The organism is Hungatella effluvii (assembly GCF_003201875.1).
Lineage (GTDB): Bacteria > Bacillota > Clostridia > Lachnospirales > Lachnospiraceae > Hungatella > Hungatella effluvii.
In genome coordinates this window covers 413,997-435,931 of the sequence record NZ_QJKD01000001.1, presented here as the reverse complement: position 1 = coordinate 435,931, position 21,935 = coordinate 413,997, and the positions used below count along the sequence as shown (strand labels likewise).

Here is a 21,935-nt window from a genome sequence, read left to right as displayed (position 1 = left end):
AGTGATTAAGAAATAAATGAAAAAAATGGTGTCTGTCTGCAACGGTAAAATGCAGATGACACCATTTTTTATTATGATTCTTTCTTTGGTGCATTTACAAAGACCATGGCTGCGGGCGCTGGTATCCGTAAGGAGATGGCTTTCACCGGGCAGTCAAAGACACATGCATTGCAATGCCAGCACTCGTCCGGATATTGAATTACGGGAGGCTGCTTTTTCGCCTGCTTCAGACCATAGACATCTACAGGGCAGATATCGACGCAGGTATGGCAGCCAATACATTTTTTTTTGTCTATAATTGGTGGCATAATCCGTACCTCTCTTTCTATTTGTGCTTTTCCCGCCAGCCGGTGATGGGGATTCCGTTTATTTTTTCGACTGTTACAAATTTGTTGTTAAGCAGCGGGTTGGTGAAGGGGTAATCGACGCGATTGTGTTTGCCTCGGGTTTCCTTACGCTCGATAGCACTGACAAAGGCGAGTTCTCCCAACAGTGCCAGATCCTCGGCCTCCAGGCAGCGCATGAATTCATGACTGTTCGCACAGTGTACTGTGGCTGCCTTTTTCTGAAGCCGTTTTAAGTGACTCAATCCGGTAGTGAGAATATGCTCGCTCCTTACCTCCGGCCCGCAGTAGTCGGTCATGACCTGCTGGATAGCTACATTAATTTCCTTCCAGTCGGGGGTTGCAGTATCGGCGTCCCGTGAGATGATTTCGCTGTAATGATTTGCACGGGCTTTCACAAGTTCCGTTTCTTCTGCCGGGAAAGGAGTCTGCCCATGGCTGTAGCAGGCCGCGCTGATCCCGGCGATATGTCCGTAGGTGGCTGCTCCGCCCATATCAGCCCGGAAGTTTCCTGTTTCATCCCCGGCGGCGAAGAGGCCGTGAACCGTGCACTGGGCGTCAACAGAAATATCAATGCCGCCGCCGATACTGCCGCCGTCTTTACAGTCAAATTCTACCATATGCTTTCGGAAGTCAAAGCCTTCCAGAGCGAGATGATCCAGGGTTCCTACATTTCCCTCGTTGCTTAACCCCCAGAGCATGTAATCCAGCTGTTCATCCGTACATTCGGAACAGTTCATAAATACGGGTTCCCCCTGGCGGCGCTTGATGGAGAACATATCATGCCAGATATCACCGGCCAGATCGCCGTATTCTTTCGAGGGTTTTGTTACAAAGGGGCCTAACGGTTTCCCCTCAATATCACTGTATACCCCCAGCCATGTGGCCTTACCGCCGCGGTTAAAATATTTGCAGCCAGCTCCTGTTCCTGTGCGGTCCAGATTAACAAGTCTGGCACCGGCGCGATAGGCGGCTGCCCTACCGGTACAGACATCGGAAGGGCAGCCAGCGTTATTGAACATCCAACCCATGGTTTTGGAACCGAAAAGCCGGTTGACGCTTCCAGTGGCCAAAACTACACTTTTTGCCCGTATCACCTGCATTTTTGGAACTTCGTCTGTGACATCAATACAGATTCCTCCAACGACCCGGTTGTTTCCGTCGGTAATGACATCGGCAAAGGGATGGTGGTTTAGAATGGTCACGCCGCGCTTTAACGCCTCACGGGTAAAGATTGGTTTCTGTTCCCTTCCTGCGTATTTGAGCCAGACGCGGAGATGGCCGGGTTTTGCATGGCCGTTGAACTCCCAATCCCCATGCTCCCGCATTCCGACACCCCAGCGGTCCCAGTCCTTTACGCGGTCAAACGATTCAGCAACATATCTGCGGACAAGATCCATATCGTTGTTTCCACCGATCTGCGATGCCTCCATTTCATTGATAAATTCCGCCGGATCATCACCGTGGACCGACGGGATGTAGCAGAGAAAATGATCGTTTCCGGTGGCACCGGATCCGCTTCGCTTTGAGTTGGCCTTTTCTGCTACGATTACTCTGGCTCCTTCCCCGGCCGCTGCAATGGCTGCCATAAGGCCCGCGACACCGCCGCCTGCCACGAGAACATCGCATTCCAGGGTTTCATTCATTTCAATCATATCAGACATATAACCCTCCTTATTTTTGATATCTCTATTATAAAAACGAGACTTCTCATCTGTCCAATACGGAAAGTCAATTACCATATAAAATGAAAATTATACTCGATAAAGAATTATTACGGTGATATAATAAAAGAATTAGAATGAGTTAAAATTAAAGGGGGAGAGTAAAATGGAATTGCTGCAGCTTCAGTATTTTGAGCGGATCGCAAAGTATCAGAGCATGTCAAAAGCGGCAGAGGAACTGCACGTTTCCCAGCCGTCCTTAAGCAGCTGTATCATACGGTTGGAAAAAGAACTGGGAGTAAAGCTGTTTGACCGGAACGGGAGAAAGATTGTTTTAAACAGCTACGGCAAGTATTTTCTCAATATGACGAGGCAGATTTTAAACCTGGTTAATGAATGCAAGGTGCCGACGAATGAAAAGGCCCTGATGGAACGGATTAACATCGGTTTTATGAATTACAATGAGAAAATGTTTTCGCTAATTGGAAGCTTCTCTGCGGAAAACCCAGAGGTAGGCTTTAATGTCCATGGCAGCACCATGAGCCAGCCGTTTGCCTACTCGGCTTTTGATTTTATTATCGGCCTTGCCTATGAGGGAATTCCTCTATTCCGGCATGAGCTGACAATCGGTTCCCGCCATGATTACGTAATCGTTCCGAAAAATCACCCGCTGGCAGAAAAAGAGTCGATTGCCTTTGAAGAGCTTAAGGATGAGAAATTCTGCTTTTTAAAGGACGAAGACGGGGGGTATGAAAGCGAATATAAAGCATGTGTTATGAGCGGCTTTATTCCGAAGTGTGCTTTTGTGACAAATGACGCCTTTTATAAACTACATTATATTTCTCAGGGAAATGTGTTCGGATTTATTCCCAATACCTGGAAAGAAGTATACGAAAAGTGCGATAAGATTGTTTTAATTCCTGAAGCAGGGAATTTAAAGGAGACAGCAACGAAGCTGTACTGGTCGGATGCAACATTGGATTCTGAGGCAAACAGAAAATTTCTAAGCTACGTAAAAGAGAAAATGGGAGGGAGCAGCGATATACGGGAATAGACAGCGAAGGGGAAGCGTTCAGAGAAAAAATCGGATATGCTTTGATAGAAGACGCGGCTGTATCTGTCGGAACTACCGGCGATTACAGCCGCGTCTTCTTTGAGTTGCGTAAAGAGTGCCTTGCGTCTCATCTGTAGTGTCCGCCATATTCCCTGTGGTAGGGAAGCTTTTTAAAACAGAGGCAGATGGCGAGGGATAATACCCCACAAATTAGATAGCAGCATGCAGTGAACAGTTCCCTGCCGATGAAAAAAAAGTTCCCGGAGGCAATGGTAAAGAAGCAGGCTGCAGCTGCAAGCAGAATGAAGACGGTATAGGCTCCAAATCCGGCCTGTACCTTAAAATGCATGGATCGGAAATCATATTCCTGCAGCCTTGAGACACGCAGAAAACGGGAAAACAGTCCATAGGTTCCAAACATGAGGGCCAGAATGGAAAAAATCGAAGGGATAGCGACAAAAGAAACAGTGTTGCAGACTGTCCGCTGCAGGGCACCGAACAGGAAAAAGCACACCGTAAGAAGCGTGGCGGCCAGAGCACGGAGCCGGAAGGAACGCAGTGTATCGGGAGTGCAGTCCCAGACATACCAGTCTCCCTGATAGATATATTCTGTTTGACAGCCTTTCCTGTTCTCTGTGGGTATTTGTTTGGGTACGTAATCCTGCAGAATTTTCTTACGTTGCAAAGACATAACCTTCCTCCTGTTAAATAAATGAGATTATATTTATCTTAATCAGGAAGATGCTGGGCGTCAAGTGGTTTGATGCTTAAGTTTTAAGCTTTTTAATATAAAATAAATGTTATATACAAATTGAAAATGAATATTGGACACTTATAAGACTCATAGCGTATAATCAGTAAAAACAAACAAGCAAACTGCTTTTAGGCATCATGAATTATCTGAAATAGACAAGAAATGGAGGGAGGAACCGCAAAGTATTTTAGCAATAGGAAAATAAAAAAGGAGAGGTGGAGAAGGAGTTATGATTAAGTACATAGGAAAGCGGATATTGATGATGATTCCCGTTATGTTTGGAGTGACGCTGTTGATTTTTACACTGCTTTATTTTGCCAACGGAGATCCAGCCAGGAATCTTCTGGGAGCAGAAGCCACAGAAGAGGAGGTGCAGGAGTTAAGAGATGAATGGGGACTGGATGATCCGTATCTGATCCGATATGGCAATTATCTGAAGCAGCTTCTGGTGGACAGGAGCCTCGGCGTCTCATATGTAAACAAAAAAGAAGTCTCAACGGAAATTGTGGCCCGATTTAAGGTATCCTTTGCCATAGCGGTTGAAAGTACCATCATAGCGGTACTGTTTGGCACGGTTATGGGTGTTTTGGCTGCAACCCATCAAAATACATGGGTTGATAATGCCTCCATGGTGGCAGCTCTGGTGGGCGCCTCTATGCCTGGCTTCTGGATCGGACTTGTTCTGTCGATCGTCTTCGCATTGAAGCTGGGCTGGCTTCCGTCCAGTGGCTGGGGGACGTTTAAGGAGTCCCTGCTTCCCTGTATTTCCCTGGCAATTGGAGCGGCTGGAGGTCTTGCAAGACAGACCCGTTCCAGTATGCTGGAGGTGATCAGGCAGGACTATATTGTTACAGCCAAGGCAAAAGGAGTGTCAAAATTCAAGGTTACATATGTCCATGCGTTGAGAAATGCCTTGATTCCTGTCGTTACAGCGGCGGGAGGAACGCTCAGCTGGCTGATGGGCGGTGTTGTGGTGACAGAGACGGTATTTTCCATACCCGGGCTCGGGATGTATATGGTTACAGCAATCAATCAGAGGGATTATCCAGTCATTCAGGGCAGTGTCCTCTATATTGCACTGACATTCAGCCTTGTCATGCTGGCAGTGGATATTCTGTATGCCTACATAGAACCGAGAATCAAGGCGCGATATAAGACCGCAAAGACTGTAAAATAAGGAGTAGACGATGGATAAGATGAAGAAAAAAGAGAGTATGTTCTTTATGACATGGAAGCGTCTGGCGAAAAACAAACTGGCAGTTGCCGGGCTGATCGTTCTTATCATAACCGCTCTTCTCGCGGTTTTTGCGCCGGTCGCCGCTCCGTATGGATATGAGGAACAGGATTTATTCAATACGCTTGCGGGTCCAAGCAGAGAACACTGGCTGGGGACAGACAATCTGGGACGTGATATGCTGAGCAGGCTGATCTACGGCGGAAGAAACTCCCTGACGCTGGGACTCATCTCTGTGGCGCTGGCAGCTGCACTGGGAGTGGTTCTGGGTGCTGTGTCCGGCTATTATGGAGGGAAGGTGGACATGGTGATCATGCGTCTCCTGGATGTGCTTCAGGCAGTGCCGGCTATCCTGCTGGCTATTGCGATATCGGCCACGCTGGGCCCCGGATATATGAATTGTATCCTGGCGCTGACGATTTCCCAGATTCCGGGGTTTACCCGTATGACGCGGGCATCCTGCTTAAATGTACAGGGGATGGAATATGTGGAAGCGGCTCGCTCTATCAACGCAAGAGAACGGAGAATTATCTTCAAACACGTACTTCCAAACGCTATTTCACCTATTATCGTACAGGCAACCATGAGCGTAGCCACAGCTATTCTGACATCAGCCAGTTTAAGCTTTATTGGGCTCGGAGTACAGCCGCCTCAGGCAGAGTGGGGGGCCATGCTCTCCGCAGGCAGAAGCTATATCCGCAGTAATCCCCACGTGATCATCTATCCGGGCATTACCATTATGATTGTGGTGCTGTCACTGAACCTGCTTGGGGATGGTTTGAGGGATGCGCTGGATCCCAGACTGAAAAACTGATGAAGGAGGGCAGCCATGGAGGCAAATCATCAAAACAGCGCTTTATTAAGCGTGGAGGACTTAGAGGTCCGGTATACATTGAGTGAGGAAACGGTATATGCCGTGAACGGCGTGTCTTTCACCGTGAATAAAGGAGAAACCCTGGGACTGGTGGGAGAGACCGGCGCTGGAAAGACGACTATAGCAAAGGCGGTCATGAGTATTCTTCCAGATCCGCCGGCGAAGATTAAGAATGGAAAGATCATATACGGCCAGAAAGACTTACTGGCTATGAAAGAAAAAGAAGTGAGGAAGATCAGGGGAAAGAAGATATCCATGATTTTTCAGGATCCGATGACGGCGTTAAATCCCGTATTTACAGTGGGAGACCAGATTGCCGAGGTAGTGAAGATACACGAAAACTTAAAGGGCAGAGATTCCGTAAAAAGAGCGGTTGAGATGCTGGAAATGGTAGGAATACCGGGAGAGCGGTACGGGGAGTATCCCCACCAGTTCTCAGGTGGAATGAAGCAGAGAGTTGTAATTGCCATGGCACTGGCCTGCAATCCTGAACTGCTGATTGCCGATGAGCCCACGACCGCTCTCGATGTCACCATACAGGCACAGGTGCTGGAGATGATGACAAAGTTAAAAGAACAGCTGAATACGGCAATGATCCTGATTACGCATGATCTGGGAATCGTCGCTCAGATGTGTGATAATGTGGCCATCGTCTATGCTGGTGAGATTGTGGAGATGGGAACGGCAGAGGATATCTTTGACCGCCCCCTGCATCCTTATACGACAGGTCTGTTTGCGGCCCTGCCTAGCCTGGCAGATGACCAGACGAGACTGACTCCGATCCATGGACTGGTGCCCGACCCGACGGCGCCTCCAACAGGCTGTAAGTTTCATACCAGATGTCCATATGCGTCTGAAGCGTGTGAACAAGCGATTCCCCCGCTTGAAGAAGTGGAACCCGGCCATTATACCCGGTGCGGACGCGGAAGAAAGGAGGCTACATGACATGGAAAACATTATTGAAGTACACCATTTGAAAAAGTATTTTAAGACTCCGCGGGGGATGCTTCACGCGGTGGATGACGTTTCTTTTTCCATAGAAAAAGGAAAGACTGTAGGGATCGTAGGGGAGTCTGGCTGCGGAAAATCTACACTGGGCAGAACGATGATCCACCTGCTGGAGAGCACGGATGGAAGAATCATCTTTAAGGGGGAGGATGTGACCAGGGTTAATGCCAAGAAGCTCAGGGAGCTGAGGGAGAATATGCAGATTATTTTCCAGGATCCGTTCGCTTCTTTAAATCCCCGTATGACTGCTATTGAGACGATCCGGGAGCCGCTTCAGTTGGCGGAGCACTACTCCGCTGCAGAGATAGAGACGGAGACGGCAAAGATTATGGAGACTGTGGGAATTGACCGGCGCCTGGGAAATTCCTATCCCCATGAACTGGATGGAGGCAGGAGGCAGAGAATCGGTATTGCCAGAGCTCTGGCCTTAAACCCTGATTTTGTGGTATGCGACGAGCCTGTTTCGGCGCTGGATGTGTCAATTCAGGCACAGATTCTCAATTTAATGCAGGATCTGCAGGAAGAGAGAAAACTGACCTACGTGTTTATTACACATGACTTATCCGTGGTGCGTTACATATCGGATGAAATATGTGTCATGTATCTTGGACAGATGGTAGAGCGGGCTTCGACAAAGGAGCTGTTCCGGAATCCGGTTCATCCTTATACAAAAGCGCTGCTGTCCGCCATACCAGTCCCGGATATCCATGCAAAGAGAGAATTTGTAAAACTCACGGGAGAGGTTACTTCCCCGATAGAGCCAAAACCGGGCTGCCGCTTTATGGCGCGTTGCCCCTATGCGGCTGAGGCATGTAAAAAGCCTCAGGAGCTTTCAGAATTAAGCGAAAATCATTTTGTATCCTGTATCAGGGTAAAAGAGATAAATTAGGAGGAAACGTTCATGAAAAGAAGAAAAATGGTATCTCTGTTGCTGGCGGCGGCAATGACAGCAGGCGTTTTGAATGGCTGTGGAGGCAGCGGTGAGACATCAGGAATCACAGATGCGAAGAGCACAGAGGCAGCTGTGGCTGAGAGTGGAGGAAAGGAGAAGGGAGAGTCTACCATCGTCATGGAGATCACCAACGATCCCTCCAGTTTACAGCCTTCTACTATTAATCAGCAGGCGTTTATGGAGCAGCGCATGAATTATTATGAGCGGCTGTTTGAGTGGGACTACAATGGAGAGGTATCGCCGCTTCTGGTAAAGGATTATGAGTGGGTGGATGAACTTCATTTAAAGATCACTCTCTATGATAACATCGCCACACATACCGGTAAAAATCTGACGACAGAGGATGTGAAGTTCAGCCTGGAATACGCAAAGAACTCGGCGGAATTTGCACGTCACACCACCAACATTGATTACGATCATATTGAGATTACGGATGATTACACCATGATAATCCCAATTTTACAGCAGAACGTGCTGTTCTGGAATGATATTACGAGGATTGATATTGTATCAAAGGCAGATTTCGAGGAGAGCAAAGACCAGATGATTACCACTCCGATAGGAACGGGACCATACAAAGTGACTGGATATACACCGGGAGTGGAAGTGGTGCTGGAGAAAAATGAGGACTACTGGAACGCAGGGCAGACCGAAATTCAGCAGAGAAATGTAGACCGCATCATTTATAAGTTCATCCCGGAAGAAGCCCAGAGAACTATTTCCTTAGAGAGCGGTGATGTGGATTTCGTCTACGATCCGCCGTTAACAGAGCTGGAAGGCCTGATGAACAGCAGTGATTACGATGTTCTTGAAGTAAAAACCAGCAGTACGCCCAGCCTTTATTTTAACAGCTCGGATGGAAGTGTCTGCAGTAATAAGGAACTGAGGCAGGCTATTTCCTGTGCGATTGATAATACCGCAATTGTGGCTGCTGTTTATAAAGGATTTGCCCATCCGGCCTGTTCCGTGGTAACCCCCAACAATCCGGAATGGAACGATGATCTGGAAACCAGCGATCCCTATGCCTTTGATCTGGAGAAGGCAAAATCATATCTGGCAGAAGCGGGATTTGAGCCTGGACAGTTAAAATTAAGGCTTGCTACAGATGATGTCAGCACTCATAAAGCAGCAGCTGAAATAATCCAGGCGTATTTACAGCAGATTGGCATAGAAGTGGAAATCAGTATTTTTGATGCAGGCTCCTATAATACGCTGCTGACTCAGAAAGATACATGGGATATGCAGATCAACGAATATACTACCAAGGGATCGATACTGTTCTTTTTTGGCAATCAGGTAAACCGCAATAAGAATATCCGTGGTTTCTGGGATGATGATGAATTCCAGAATATATTGGCAGAGGCACTAAAAGATGGGGATGACGAAAAGGTATCGAAGCTCGTATCGATTTTTATGGAGAATATACCGATCTACCCCCTCATGAATAAGACAAACTATTATGTCTATCGCAAGGGAATCGAGAATGTCAGAACAAAGGACGATTACATCGTGTTCCCGGGAGATGTGACGTATACGGAGGAAGCTTCTTCCTGGCTCTATAACTGATCGGGGGAACTCAATGAACATATCTCTTGAATTTAACGAAAATAATTACACTGTACGGGAAGTCTGCCTGGAAGGAAAACGGATCGAGTACCGTGCCTTTGAAAACATTGTCTATGTCGGAAATCCGGTGGATACAGAGCATCAAAGGCTGAGTATATTTGTGCCTGAACAGTATTATAGAGACGCAAAGGGGAAGGCGCCGGTAAAAAAGCCGCCTGTCTTTTTACCAAATACAGTGGGAGGCTATATGCCAGGGCTCCCGGAAGAACCAGGTCTAGACCGCAGTGGAAAGCCCAACGCCTCATTTTATGCCATATTAAACGGTTATGTCGTAGTCTCCCCTGGTGCCAGAGGCCGGGGCCTGAGAGATGAAAATGGCGTATTTACAGGAACTGCGCCCGCTTGTATCGTAGATCAGAAGGCTGCAGTGCGCTACCTTAAATATAATCGGGACAGAATTCCCGGCGACACGGAGAGAATCATATCCAGCGGGACAAGCGCTGGGGGCGCCTTATCCGCCCTTTTAGGAGCAACTGGAAACCATCCGGATTATGAGCCGTATTTAGAGGAAATCGGAGCCGCAAAGGAAACGGATGATGTGTATGCTGCCTCCTGCTACTGTCCGATTACAAATCTGGAGCATGCGGATATGGCGTATGAATGGGAGTTTGGCGGACTCAGTGATTATCACTGGGGAGATCGGGAGGGCGTTATGACGGAGGCGCAGAACATGCTTTCCGTCATGGAGAAAACACTTTTTCCTCCCTATTTAAACAGTCTGAAGCTGACGGGAGATTCCGGAGAATGGCTTTTTCTCAGGGAAGACGGAAACGGAAGCTTTAAAGATTACATTGTGGAATATATTCTGCAGTCGGCAGGAAGAGAGATGGGGCGCGGCACCGACCTGACAGCATTAAATTGGCTGGTGATAGAAGACGGTCAGCCAACGGGAATGGATTGGGCGGCCTTCATCAGGTACCGGACAAGAATGAAGACGGCCCCTGCATTTGACGATGTGTTCCTTTCTGCGCCGGAAAACGAACTCTTTGGTTCTCCTGTTACCGCACGCCGTCATTTTACTCCATTTTCGCTGAAGTATACAAAAGCTTCTGGTGAAATAGCGGAAGAAGGACAGATTAAGCGGATGAACCCCATGAATTACATTCAGGATCGTGCGGCAAAGAAAGCAAAATATTTCCGAATCCGCCACGGAGCCGCTGACAGGGACACCTCTCTGGCGATTTCAGCCATGCTGACGGCGGCGCTGCGAGGCAGGGGCGTTGCAGTGGACTATCAGCTGCCATGGGGAGTTCCCCACGCAGGTGACTATGATCCGGAAGAATTATTTGACTGGATTAAGCGTATTTGTCAAATCGAATAAAACATTCTAAAAAATCCCGCTTTCAATATTGAAAGCGGGATTCCGTGTTAAGCAGTTCCTGCAGTGCCTCCTCCTGCTCAATCGCAATTCCTGACGGTGTCTTCGACACATATCCCTTCTGTTTTAACTTTGCCATGATCCGGGATACGGTTACGGAATGGCAGCCTAGATATTTCGCCATCTCGGCGTATGTAAAAAAGCGGGGAACAATCCTCGTCCCGCCCCGGAGCTGTGACACTTCAAAAAGCAGATGGCACAGCCGGACTACAACCGATTCCTCCTGCATCAAGTGGAAATGGATCAGAGCGTCATTATAATTGTCTGCCAGTGTCTCCATGAGAAATGTGTTGAATTCCGTATTCTTCAAGACCAGCTCCTGAAAGGTGCAGTAGGGAATCTGACACAGCGTGCATGTTGTCTTTGTGACCACCGAGAATTCCGGTGCACTGGCATTGAGCCGTTCGGCGCTTACAACAAACTGATTAAAGCCGATGAGGCGGTATGGGCGGAAGTATAAGTATACTTTTTCCTCTCCCTGCTTCGTGATACTGTTGAGTGCACAGATGCCTTCCTCCAACAGATACACATAGTTTGATATATACTTGTCATACTTTTTATTAAGAACAATGTCCTTCGGCATTGTGACACGCGTTCCGCTGTCTGTGATGATTTTTAAGAGCGACTCCTTCATGTTTTCTCCGTTCCTTGCGATAGTAATAAAAGATCGGATTTAGTATATCATAATTTTGTCAAAATAACCAGATTTATAACCTGTGTTATTTTTCTATGAGCAGATATATGATAAAATTAGATCAACAATGCAGGGGAGTAAATGAGCCGGAAAAGTTAGTAAAAGATGCTTTCGGGTTTTGTTGTGCCCTTATTGTTATATTTTTCACAATATGGTAGAAAAGGGGTTTCAAGACATGGCGAATCAAAATGAGCGTAAGAGAGAAAAAATGTTTTTAATTCATTCTCTGATCGGTGTAGGAATTATGGTATTTTTCCGCTTCCTCCCGCTGAATCTCCCGGAAGTTACTTCGGTTGGTATGGAAGTATTGGGAATCTTTATCGGAACACTTTATCTTTGGACATTCGTAGATCCGCTTTGGGGGAGCCTGATGTCCATTGCTATGGTAGGCTTATCCAATTATATGCCGATGGCGGGCCTGCTTAAGGAAGCATTCGGAGCACCGGTTGTGGCTCAGGTATTTTTCCTGCTGATCATGGCAGGCGGTCTTGTATATTATAAGATCACACTATACATAGGCCGTTTCTTTTTAACGAGAAAATTCACGAATGGCAAGCCTTGGCTGCTGATGTTCGTAATCTGTATAGGCTGCTACTTCCTCGGTGGTTTTATCAGCCCGTTTACTGCGATCTTCTTATTCTGGCCGGTTCTTTATGATGTATTTGAGGAAGTTGGCTATAAGAAGGGCGATGCGCTGCCACGTGTCATGCTGACCCTGGTGGTTGTCGCAGCTCTGATCGGTTTCCCGATGGCACCGTTCGCTCAGAATGGTCTGGCGCTGCTCACAAATTTCAGCAACATTACGGCAAACCTTCCGGGAGGTCCGATTGTTGTCAATAATGCGGCTTACATGGCTGTGGCCATTATACTTGGTCTCATTATGATCGTGGCCAATATCCTGTTTGCAAAGTTTGTCATTCGCCCGGATGTGACAAAGTTAAAGAATTACGATGTCGATATGCTGAATAAGAACCCGCTTCCGCCTATGGAACCGAGACAGAAGGTCATCGGCATAAGTTTTGTGATTCTGATTCTGGGTATGCTTCTTCCCAGCCTTTTCCCAACTTTACCGGGAATGGCGTTTCTTTCCTCCAACAGCCTCGGTCTGGCTCTTCTGATGGTAGCTGTTCTAGGAGCGATCCGTCTCAATGGAAAGAGCGTTTTAGAGATTCCGCAGGTCATGGCCACCAACTTTAACTGGGGCGCATACTTTATCATCGTTGCTGCGATCCTGCTGGGAAGCGTGCTGACCAGTGACAATACCGGTGTTTCCGCTTTCTTAAGCGTCGTACTTTCCCCGATTTTCCAGGGAATGTCACCGATGGTCTTCACCGTTCTTTTAATGGCGATGGCGGTTCTCTTAACCAACCTCTGCAACAGCCTGGTAATCGGCATGATTCTGCAGCCGGTTATCGTTACATATTGTACACAGACCGGAGCCAACCCGGCACCGATCGTTACGCTGTTAATTATCTTTGTACTGTTATCGGCGGCTATTACACCGGCAGCTTCCCCGTTTGCGGCGATCCTGCACAGCAACAAGGAATGGGTTCCGACCAAGTACGTTTACCAGTATACGATTCCATTTGTAATACTGGAGCTGATTATCGTTCTTGTGATCGGTGTCCCGTTAGCAAATCTGTTAATGTAAGTTTAGAAAGGAGTTATGTATCATGGCACAGTATGATGTAATTATTGTTGGCGCGGGTCCTGCCGGTATGACGGCGGCAATCTACGCGGCGAGAGCGGATATGAATGTTCTGCTTCTCGACAAGCTGGCCCCGGGCGGACAGATTATCAATACGAATGAAATTCAGAACTATCCGGGGGTCGGAACGATCAACGGAGCAGAGCTTGCGTATCAGATGTTTGAGCATACACAGCAGTTTGACAATATCGCGTTCGACTACGGCACGGTAAAGAGTATTACAGACGAAGGAAAAGTAAAGAGAGTCCTCTGTGAGGAGGATGACAAGGAATTTACGGCGAAGGCCATTATCCTCGCTACCGGAACGAGACCGAGATGCCTCGATATACCGGGAGAAGATAAGTTCCGCGGCAACGGAATCAGCTGGTGCGCCATCTGTGACGGAGCCCAGTACCGCGACCGTGACGTCGTGGTAATCGGCGGAGGCAATTCCGCGGTGGAGGAATCCATATTCCTTGCCGGTATCGTAAAATCACTGACGATTGTAACCATGTTTGATTTGACGGCTGATCCGATGGCCTGCGACAAGCTTCGCGCCATGGACCACGTAACCGTTTATCCATACCAGGATATCCTGGAATTTACCGGAGACACGAAGCTGACCGGCGTTCATTTCAAGTCTACGAAGACCGGAGAGGAAAACTCGGTTTCCTGTGACGGCGTGTTCGAATATATCGGACTCACACCGACCACAGAATTCTTAAAGGATTTAGGCGTGTTAAACCAGTTCGGCTATGTAGAAGTAGACGAGAAGATGCACACAAAGACAGCCGGTATCTACGGAGCCGGAGACTGTGTGACCAAGAACCTGCGCCAGGTTATCACCGCCTGTGCGGATGGCGCGATCGCAGCTCAGGAAGCTTCCCACTACGTTCAGAATTTAGAAGATTAAACAACGATTCATGCCCGCCTGTTTTCCTGTGACGAACGATAACGGAATTTTATTGTAAGATAAAAATTTAGAATTTTACTTTATTGTTATTTTGCAATAGAATAGAGTTAGTATGTTTAGAATGGGAAAACAGTGTGGAGTTCATACAAAAGGAAAGGAAGAAAGATTATGTTAAAGGAAGTAAACAGCGAAGAATTTAAGGAACTGGCCGGAAAAGGCCTGGTACTGGCGGACTTTTTTTCAACCACCTGTGGACCCTGTAAGATGTTGGGATTTGTATTGAAAGATGTAGAGAAGGAATTCGGCGACGACTTAACCATTTTAAAGGTTGATTTCGACCAGAACAAAGATTTGACAGCAGAATATGGCGTGACAGGATACCCAACCCTGGTTCTTTTAAAGGAAGGCGAGGAAGTAGGACGTCTTCAGGGATTACAGCAGAAACCGGTTATTATCAAGCTGGTGGAAGAACATAAGTAAGATCTTAAATTAGAACCTAACTATAAAGAACAGATACGGGGAGGTATCATCATGTCAGTAAAATATTCATTTGAAGATCATATTGTAAACAGACAGTACGAAGCAGAGCAGGAGATGTTAAAGGAATTCGAAGCAGGCAATTACACAATTGCCAATCCGCTCGTAAAATATAATGCTTATCTTGTCAATCCGTTATCCGCAGTTGTATGTTTCCATACAGATAAGGAAACAGCCATCACCGTTACCGTGCTTGGCAAGACACCACAGGGCAATATCAGCCACACATTCCCGAAGGCAAAGAAGCACGTGCTTCCGATCGTAGGTCTGTATTCCGATTATCAGAACAGAGTTGAGATCAGAGCTTACCGCGGCGAGTCTAACATCATCACCATCGATGTACCGGATGTGTTTGACGGCAAGGAAGTAATCTATTCCATGGATACGACTCCTGAGTATTTACAGGACAACATCATCTTAGTATCTCCGGCAGGCGAGGATCTGGCAGTTGGATTCGACTACGCAGGCGATGCAAGATGGCATATGACGATTCCATGTGTATTCGATGTGAAGAGACTGAAAAACGGCAACTTAATCATGGGTTCCCACCGGGTAATCCAGATGCCTTACTATATGTCCGGTTTATACGAGATCAGCCCATGCGGAAAGATCTACAAGGAATTCCGTCTCCCGGGCGGCTACCATCACGATGAATTCGAGATGGAGGACGGCAATCTCTTAAGCCTGACAGACGATTTAACCAGCGAGACAGTAGAAGATATGTGCGTTCTGATCGACCGCAACACAGGCGAGATCTTAAAGACCTGGGACTACAAGAAGTTCCTCGATCCGAAGAAGGTAAGCAAGTCCGGCAGCTGGTCTGACCATGACTGGTTCCACAACAACGCTGTATGGTACGACAAGAATACCAATTCCTTAACCTTCTCCGGACGTCACATCGATTCCATGGTAAACATCGATTATGAGACCGGAGAACTGAACTGGATCATCGGCGATCCGGAAGGATGGCCGGAAGAGATGCAGAAGTACTTCTTCAAACCAGTTGGCAATAACTTCGGCTGGCAGTACGAGCAGCACGCCTGCGTCATCACACCTGACGGCGATGTTATGTGCTTCGACAACCATCACTACGGTTCCAAGAACCCGGAGAAATATCTGGCAGCTAAGGATAACTACTCCAGAGGCGTTCGTTACAAAATTAACACCGATGACATGACCATCGAGCAGGTATGGCAGTACGGCAAGGACAGAGGAGCAGAATTCTTCTCCCCATACATCTGTAACGTAGAGTACTACAACGAAGGACACTACATGGTTCATTCCGGCGGTATCGCATACGACACAGAAGGCAATCCTTCCGAGGCACTGGGGGCATTTGCAAAGGATCAGGGCGGCCGTCTGGAGAGTATCACGGTTGAGATCTGTGACAATAAGAAGATGCTTGATTTACACGTACCGGGTAACTATTACCGCGGCGAGAAGCTGAAATTATACAGCGACGGCATCAACTTAGAGCTTGGCAAGGGCCAGATTTTAGGCGAGATGGGCGTTACGAAGGAATTCGATACCGAGATCCCGTTAGATCCGTCAGGCGAGATGCTTCCGGAGAGCTGCAACGCGAGAATCGAAGACGAGATCGACCGTTTCACCTTCTTCTCCCGTTTCGAGAAAGGCCAGCTGGTTATGCTTCTGTTAGAGCAGGGCGAAGAGGTTCACCGCTACTTCATCTCCACTACGGCGGTTCCGTTCCTGGCGATGTGCTGCGGTACATTCCTCGATTCCGACGACAGAAATACGAGAACCAATATCAATAAGACCGGATTAAAAGGTACCTATGATCTTCGCGTTATCATCGATGACAAGAAGTATGAGACAGGCGTTACGATAAGCTGTTAATCAGGATTTGACACTGTTACAGGATGCAGGAAGACACATATAGACTGCAGGAGGGGGCCGTGATTGAAAGACGTCCCCCCTCTTCGCAGGTTTTCAGGAGGGTTTATGGGAGTTTTATACAAAGAAGTAAAACATATCATTGACCAGCAGTATGAGGCGGAATCAAAATTTCTGGCTGAGTACGAAAAGGAGAGCCATACCATCGTCAATCCTTTCGTTGTGCTCAATCCATATCTGATTGCGCCTCTTACCGCGCTTGTCATGTTTGAGAATGAAAGACCGGCTTTCGCCAAGGTGACGGTGAAAGGAAAAGAGGCGGCGGGAGATTACATGTACCGCCCGAAATCAGACGCAAGGAAGATGGTTCTTCCGATATACGGCCTGTACGAGGACTATGAGAATACCGTAGTCATCGAGCTGAGCACAGGGGAGAACGCGACTCTTAAGATCGTGACAGAGAGGGCTTCCGAAAAGTTAAAGAAGCCGACCTCCATCGAGACCACGCCGGAGTACATGGAAGACAACGTCATGATGGTAAGTCCGACTTCACCGGCTTATACGGCGGCTTATGACTATGCAGGGGACGCGCGCTGGTATAACACGCTGAATCTTGCCTTTGATTTAAAGCGTGTCCGCAACGGACGCCTTTTCGTGGGAACCGACCGTCTGGTGGCTCCGCCTTACCATACCACCGGCATCTACGAGATGGGTATGATCGGTAAGATCTATAAGGAATTCCGCATTCCGGGCGGCTATCACCATGATGAGTGGGAGATGGAGAATGGCGATATTTTAATCTTGACCCAGTATCTGGCCCGTGGTACCGTAGAAGATGCTTGCGTCATGGTAGACAGAAATACCGGCGAGATATTAAAGGAATGGGATCATCAGGACGTACTTCCTGTTTACCCGGTCGGCGGCTCCGGAAGCCAGGATGCGCATGACTGGTTCCATAACAATGCGGTATGGTACGACAAGAAGACGAATTCTCTCACCTTCTCCGGACGCCATCAGGATATCATCATCAACCGTGATTTTGAGACCGGGAAGCTGAACTGGATCATCGGTGATCCGACCGGCTGGCCGGAAGACATGCAGAAGTATTTCTTCAAACCGGTCGGCGGAGACTTCGACTGGCAGTATGAGCAGCATGCCTGCATGGTGCTTCCAAACGGTGATATCATGTGCTTCGACAACGGCCACTGGCGTTCCAAGGAAAAGGAGCACTACGTCGACGCGAAGGATAACTTCTCCCGCGGTGTTATTTATCACATCGACACGGACAACATGACGATCGAGCAGGTATGGCAGTACGGAAAAGAGAGAGGCGCCGAGTTCTTCTCCTGCTACATATGTAACTGCGAGTACTATGAGAGAGGCCATTATCTCGTTCATTCCGGCGGTATCGGCAAGCTGAACGGAGAATGGATGAACATGCCTGGCGCAGGTATGACGGCGGCTATCGACGATGGATCGGCTGAACTCAGTTCCATCACCGTGGAGGTGAAGGACGATGTCGTTCTGTATGAGATGCATCTGCCGGCCAACTATTACCGTGCGGAGAAGCTCCATTTATACGACGAGGGCGATGCAGTAACCTTCGGACGCGGGGAGGTTCTTGGAAGCATCGGTAAGACCGAGGAATTCCTGACGGAAGTACCTGCAGAAGACGGCGGCATGGTCCCGGATTCCTATAAGACGAAGATTGCAAAGGAAGCGGACCGCCTTGTATTTAAGGCAAGCTTTGAAAAGGGCACGCTGGTCATGCTGAATTTAGAGGGCGAAAACGGAAGCCCGACGCGTCACTACTTTGTTCCAACCACAAAGCGCCCGTTCCTGGCCATGTGCGTAGGCACATTCCTGGAACACGATGAGAGAGCCGTGGAATTCCCTGTCAGCGGTGAGGGAATAGAAGGAACATATAAAGTTACCGTTACCATCGATGAAAAGAAATATGATACAGGAGTTACAGTAAACTTCTAAACAATTTCTTTATCATACCAACGAGACTGAAGGAGTCAAAAAAAGGAGGATACACGCAATGGGTTACAAAGTAAGCTTTGAAGAAGCGAACAAGATCTTTGCAGCGCTCCAGGATGAATACGAAATCTGGGCACCGAAAAGATTTGTAGGAAAAGGAAGATATTCCGACACCGATATGATCAAGTATGACAAGATTAACACTGTAGAAGAGATCGAGTACATGGATAAGTCCGATTTCCCTGCAAAAGAAGTGTTAAGCCCGATCACAGAATCCCTGTTCTATTTCACAGAGGACGAGTACATTGAGAGCAAGGCTACAGGCAAGAAGCTTTTAATCTTCATGAGACCGTGTGATATCCATGCACAGCATCATCAGGAGAAGATATACTTAAGTAACGGCGGCTTCGAGGACATGTACTATAAGCGCATGAACGAGAAAGTGAAAATCGTTATGATGGAATGTACCACAGGATGGGATACCTGCTTCTGCGTAAGCATGGGTACCAACAAGTCCGAGGATTATTCCATGGCAGTCCGCTTCGGCGAAGGCGAGTTAAGCCTGGATGTGAAGGATGACGCGTTCGCTCCTTACTTTGAAGGCAAGAACGAGACCGGATTTAAGCCGGAATACGTAGAGAAGAATCAGCTGACCGTTGATGTTCCGGAGATTCCGAACAAGGAAGTATTAACCAAGTTAAAGAACCACCCGATGTGGAATGAATACAATAAGCGCTGTATCTCCTGTGGTGCCTGTACCGTAGCCTGCAGCACCTGTACCTGCTTCACCACCACAGACATCATCTACAATGAAAATGCCAACGTTGGCGAGAGAAAGAGAACAACCGCTTCCTGTCAGGTTAAGGGCTTCTCCGATATGGCCGGCGGCATGAGCTTCCGCAACACAGCCGGAGACAGAATGCGCTTTAAAGTGCTTCACAAATTCCATGATTACAAGGAACGTTTCCAGGATTACCATATGTGCGTAGGCTGCGGCAGATGTATCGACCGATGTCCAGAATACATTTCCATCGCTGCTACTGTAAAGAAGATGGCGAATGCGATCGATGAAATCGTTGCAGAAGAGAATAAATAGGGAGAGGTGGACGAAGAGATGAATAACATAGTAAAACCTGTTGCATGCAAGATTCTTGAAGTTAAGAGAGAAAGCTTACATGAATATACATTTAAAGTTGCAACCGATATTAAACCGGAGCACGGACAGTTCTTACAGCTCTCCATTCCGAAGGTAGGAGAGGCTCCTATCTCCGTCAGCTCTTTCGGCGACGGCTGGATGGATTTCACGATCCGTTCCGTTGGTAAAGTAACCGATGAGATTTTCGAGAAGCAGGCCGGCGATACCTTATTCCTTCGCGGCGCTTACGGAAAAGGCTGGCCGGTAGAGAAGTTCCAGGGCAAGCATGTGGTAGTTATCACAGGCGGTACTGGTCTGGCTCCTGTAAAGAGCATGTTAAACATGTTCTATGACAATCCTGATTACGTAAAGAGCGTAACCTTAATCAGCGGATTCAAGAACGAGGAAGGCATCATCTTCAAGAACGACCTTGATAAGTGGCACGACAGATTTACCACATTCTATACACTGGACAGAGATCAGAAGGAAGGCTGGAACACAGGTTTCGTAACCGAGTTCGTTTCCAAGGTTCCATTTTCCGAGTTTGACGGCGATTACGAAGTAGTAATCGTAGGACCGCCGCCAATGATGAAGTTCACAGGCCTGGAAGCTGTTAAATGCGGCGTTCCGGAAGAGAAGATCTGGGTATCCTTCGAGCGTAAGATGTCCTGTGCTGTCGGCAAATGCGGCCACTGCCGTATCGACGAGGTTTATGTTTGCTTAGATGGCCCGGTATTCAACTATACACAGGCCAAATATCTGGTTGACTAAGGAAAGGAGCGAATAGAGAATGAATCACGATATTGATATTAAAAAAGTACGTATCAACTGTTTCAGACAGTCAAAAGTAGCGGGAGAGTTCATGCTTCAGCTCCGTGTTCCGGGCGCTTTAATCGAAGCGAAACACTTAACCATGGTTCAGGAAATCTGTGAGAAATGGGGCAACGGCACCTTCCACATGGGTACAAGACAGACCTTAAACATTCCTGGAATCAAATTTGAGAATATCGAAGAAGTAAACAAATACATCAAGAAATACATCTCCGATGTTGATATCGAGATGTGTAACGTGGATATGGAATCCGATGACTACGGCTACCCGACAATCGGCGCCCGTAACATCATGTCCTGTATCGGCAACGCACACTGTATCAAAGGCAACATCAACACCTATGAGCTGGCCCGCAAGATCGAGAAACTGATCTTCCCGTCCCACTACCACATCAAAGTAGCTGTCGCAGGATGTCCAAACGACTGTGTAAAGGCAAACTTTAACGATTTCGGTGTTATGGGTGTCAACAAGCAGGTTTATGATATTGACCGCTGTATCGGATGCGGCTCCTGTGTGGAGGCGTGTGAGCACCATGCAACAGGCGTATTGAGCCTGAATGCCAACGGAAAGATTGACAAGGACGCATGCTGCTGCGTAGGCTGCGGCGAATGTTCCCTGATCTGCCCGACAGGCGCATGGACCAGAGGCACCAAGAAGCTTTACCGCGTAACCTTAGGCGGCCGTACCGGCAAGCAGAATCCGCGTGCAGGCAAGCTGTTCTTAAACTGGGTAACCGAGGATGTTGTTTTAGGCATGTTCGGAAACTGGCAGAAGTTCTCCGCATGGGCGTTAGACTACAAGCCGGAGTACTTACATGGCGGTCACTTAATCGACCGTGTCGGATACAAAGAGTTCGTAAAACATATCTTCGAGGGTGTTGAATTCAATCCGGAAGCAAAGATGGCAGACGATATTTACTGGGCTGAGAACGAGCAGAGAGGCAATATGCACGTTATGCCGATCTCCCAGCACAAGCATGCCGGCCCGGCTGAAACAGCAAACTATACATTTACACAGAAATAAATAAGAGTGCTCTCGGAAACTCCTTGTGCTCAGCTTTGTGAGATGATTTTTCGTCAGATGTGCACAAATTTACGAGGCGTACACGGCGTGTACGTTGAATAAATTTGTGTGCATATGGCGGAAAATCAGCCACAAAGATGAGTGCAAGGGAGTTTCCGAGAGTGCTTAATAATGGAAAGGGAGGGCGCGCCATCTACATCAGACCACCGCGCCCTCCCTGTTTCATTGAAACACCGGGGTACGCAGAGCTGCTGCACATGATGCACGCTGCATAGATACCCGGCGCGATTTGTTACGATAGAAAAGCAGGAAAATTGAGCGTACTGTGCCTCCTCAGAGACATCCCCATGGACTTCTCCCAGGCACGCACCCCGAAAATTGGTATAAAA

General features: G+C 47.8%; 19 protein-coding genes. 15 read left to right on the top strand and 4 right to left on the bottom strand.

All coding sequences use genetic code 11. The features are described 5' to 3' along the window. Positions 1-71: 71 nt before the first annotated feature. On the bottom strand, positions 72-308 hold the full coding sequence (locus DFR60_RS01760; RefSeq protein WP_110321343.1) for a 4Fe-4S dicluster domain-containing protein: 237 nt from the start codon (positions 306-308) through the stop codon (positions 72-74). Positions 309-325: 17 nt separating this feature from the next. Beyond that, positions 326-2,008 (bottom strand): FAD-binding protein, encoded by a 1,683-nt coding sequence (locus tag DFR60_RS01755; protein WP_243004954.1) that lies wholly within the window; start codon positions 2,006-2,008, stop codon positions 326-328. A 166-nt stretch (positions 2,009-2,174) separates the two neighbouring features. Between DFR60_RS01755 and DFR60_RS01750 the strand changes: the two genes are divergently transcribed. Further along, positions 2,175-3,062 (top strand): LysR family transcriptional regulator, encoded by an 888-nt coding sequence (locus tag DFR60_RS01750; protein WP_110321342.1) that lies wholly within the window; start codon positions 2,175-2,177, stop codon positions 3,060-3,062. Between the two features lie 127 nt (positions 3,063-3,189). Here DFR60_RS01750 and DFR60_RS01745 read toward each other — a convergent pair whose 3' ends face one another. After that, positions 3,190-3,753 carry a hypothetical protein gene (locus DFR60_RS01745; RefSeq protein WP_110321341.1) on the bottom strand — a complete coding sequence of 188 codons (564 nt, stop codon included), beginning with the start codon at positions 3,751-3,753 and terminating at the stop codon, positions 3,190-3,192. Between the two features lie 292 nt (positions 3,754-4,045). Here DFR60_RS01745 and DFR60_RS01740 point away from each other — a divergent pair, with 292 nt between their 5' ends. From DFR60_RS01740 to DFR60_RS01715, 6 genes are read left to right on the top strand one after another with little or no spacing between them, the layout of a single operon-like run. Beyond that, the gene (locus DFR60_RS01740; protein ID WP_110321340.1) at positions 4,046-4,993 is read left to right on the top strand and encodes an ABC transporter permease; all 948 of its coding nucleotides are present in this window, start codon (positions 4,046-4,048) and stop codon (positions 4,991-4,993) included. 10 nt (positions 4,994-5,003) lie between these two features. Beyond that, positions 5,004-5,864, top strand: a complete 861-nt coding sequence (locus DFR60_RS01735) for an ABC transporter permease (protein ID WP_110321339.1) — start codon at positions 5,004-5,006, stop codon at positions 5,862-5,864. A gap of 15 nt (positions 5,865-5,879) precedes the next feature. Further along, positions 5,880-6,869 (top strand): ABC transporter ATP-binding protein, encoded by a 990-nt coding sequence (locus tag DFR60_RS01730; RefSeq protein WP_110321338.1) that lies wholly within the window; start codon positions 5,880-5,882, stop codon positions 6,867-6,869. Position 6,870: 1 nt separating this feature from the next. After that, complete coding sequence (locus DFR60_RS01725; RefSeq protein ID WP_110321337.1) at positions 6,871-7,821, top strand: ABC transporter ATP-binding protein; 951 nt, start codon at positions 6,871-6,873, stop codon at positions 7,819-7,821. A 12-nt stretch (positions 7,822-7,833) separates the two neighbouring features. Beyond that, positions 7,834-9,450 (top strand): ABC transporter substrate-binding protein, encoded by a 1,617-nt coding sequence (locus DFR60_RS01720; RefSeq protein ID WP_110321336.1) that lies wholly within the window; start codon positions 7,834-7,836, stop codon positions 9,448-9,450. A gap of 13 nt (positions 9,451-9,463) precedes the next feature. Next, entirely contained in the window at positions 9,464-10,831 is a 1,368-nt protein-coding gene (locus tag DFR60_RS01715; RefSeq protein ID WP_110321335.1) for a subtype B tannase, read from the top strand. A gap of 22 nt (positions 10,832-10,853) precedes the next feature. Here DFR60_RS01715 and DFR60_RS01710 read toward each other — a convergent pair whose 3' ends face one another. Beyond that, a complete protein-coding gene (locus tag DFR60_RS01710; protein ID WP_110321334.1) occupies positions 10,854-11,522 on the bottom strand; it encodes a Crp/Fnr family transcriptional regulator in 669 nt (222 codons plus the stop codon). 235 nt (positions 11,523-11,757) lie between these two features. On the opposite strand from DFR60_RS01710, the gene DFR60_RS01705 reads away from it, so the two are divergent. The 8 genes from DFR60_RS01705 to asrC all read left to right on the top strand — a co-directional run bounded on the left by DFR60_RS01705 (position 11,758) and on the right by asrC (position 21,546). Continuing rightward, entirely contained in the window at positions 11,758-13,233 is a 1,476-nt protein-coding gene (locus DFR60_RS01705; RefSeq protein WP_243004953.1) for an SLC13 family permease, read from the top strand. 19 nt (positions 13,234-13,252) lie between these two features. Continuing rightward, entirely contained in the window at positions 13,253-14,182 is a 930-nt protein-coding gene (locus DFR60_RS01700; protein WP_278321365.1) for an NAD(P)/FAD-dependent oxidoreductase, read from the top strand. A 168-nt stretch (positions 14,183-14,350) separates the two neighbouring features. Beyond that, complete coding sequence (locus tag DFR60_RS01695; RefSeq protein WP_002600909.1) at positions 14,351-14,662, top strand: thioredoxin family protein; 312 nt, start codon at positions 14,351-14,353, stop codon at positions 14,660-14,662. A gap of 51 nt (positions 14,663-14,713) precedes the next feature. Further along, positions 14,714-16,576: an aryl-sulfate sulfotransferase gene (locus DFR60_RS01690; protein ID WP_110321332.1), complete on the top strand. Its 1,863-nt coding sequence runs from the start codon at positions 14,714-14,716 to the stop codon at positions 16,574-16,576. Positions 16,577-16,681: 105 nt separating this feature from the next. Then, the gene (locus DFR60_RS01685) at positions 16,682-18,559 is read left to right on the top strand and encodes an aryl-sulfate sulfotransferase (RefSeq protein ID WP_110321331.1); all 1,878 of its coding nucleotides are present in this window, start codon (positions 16,682-16,684) and stop codon (positions 18,557-18,559) included. A gap of 58 nt (positions 18,560-18,617) precedes the next feature. After that, positions 18,618-19,652 (top strand): anaerobic sulfite reductase subunit AsrA, encoded by a 1,035-nt coding sequence (asrA, locus tag DFR60_RS01680; protein ID WP_110321330.1) that lies wholly within the window; start codon positions 18,618-18,620, stop codon positions 19,650-19,652. Positions 19,653-19,670: 18 nt separating this feature from the next. Further along, positions 19,671-20,462 carry an anaerobic sulfite reductase subunit AsrB gene (asrB, locus tag DFR60_RS01675; protein WP_002600905.1) on the top strand — a complete coding sequence of 264 codons (792 nt, stop codon included), beginning with the start codon at positions 19,671-19,673 and terminating at the stop codon, positions 20,460-20,462. Positions 20,463-20,481: 19 nt separating this feature from the next. Continuing rightward, the gene (gene asrC / locus DFR60_RS01670) at positions 20,482-21,546 is read left to right on the top strand and encodes a sulfite reductase subunit C (RefSeq protein WP_055656294.1); all 1,065 of its coding nucleotides are present in this window, start codon (positions 20,482-20,484) and stop codon (positions 21,544-21,546) included. Positions 21,547-21,935: the final 389 nt, after the last annotated feature.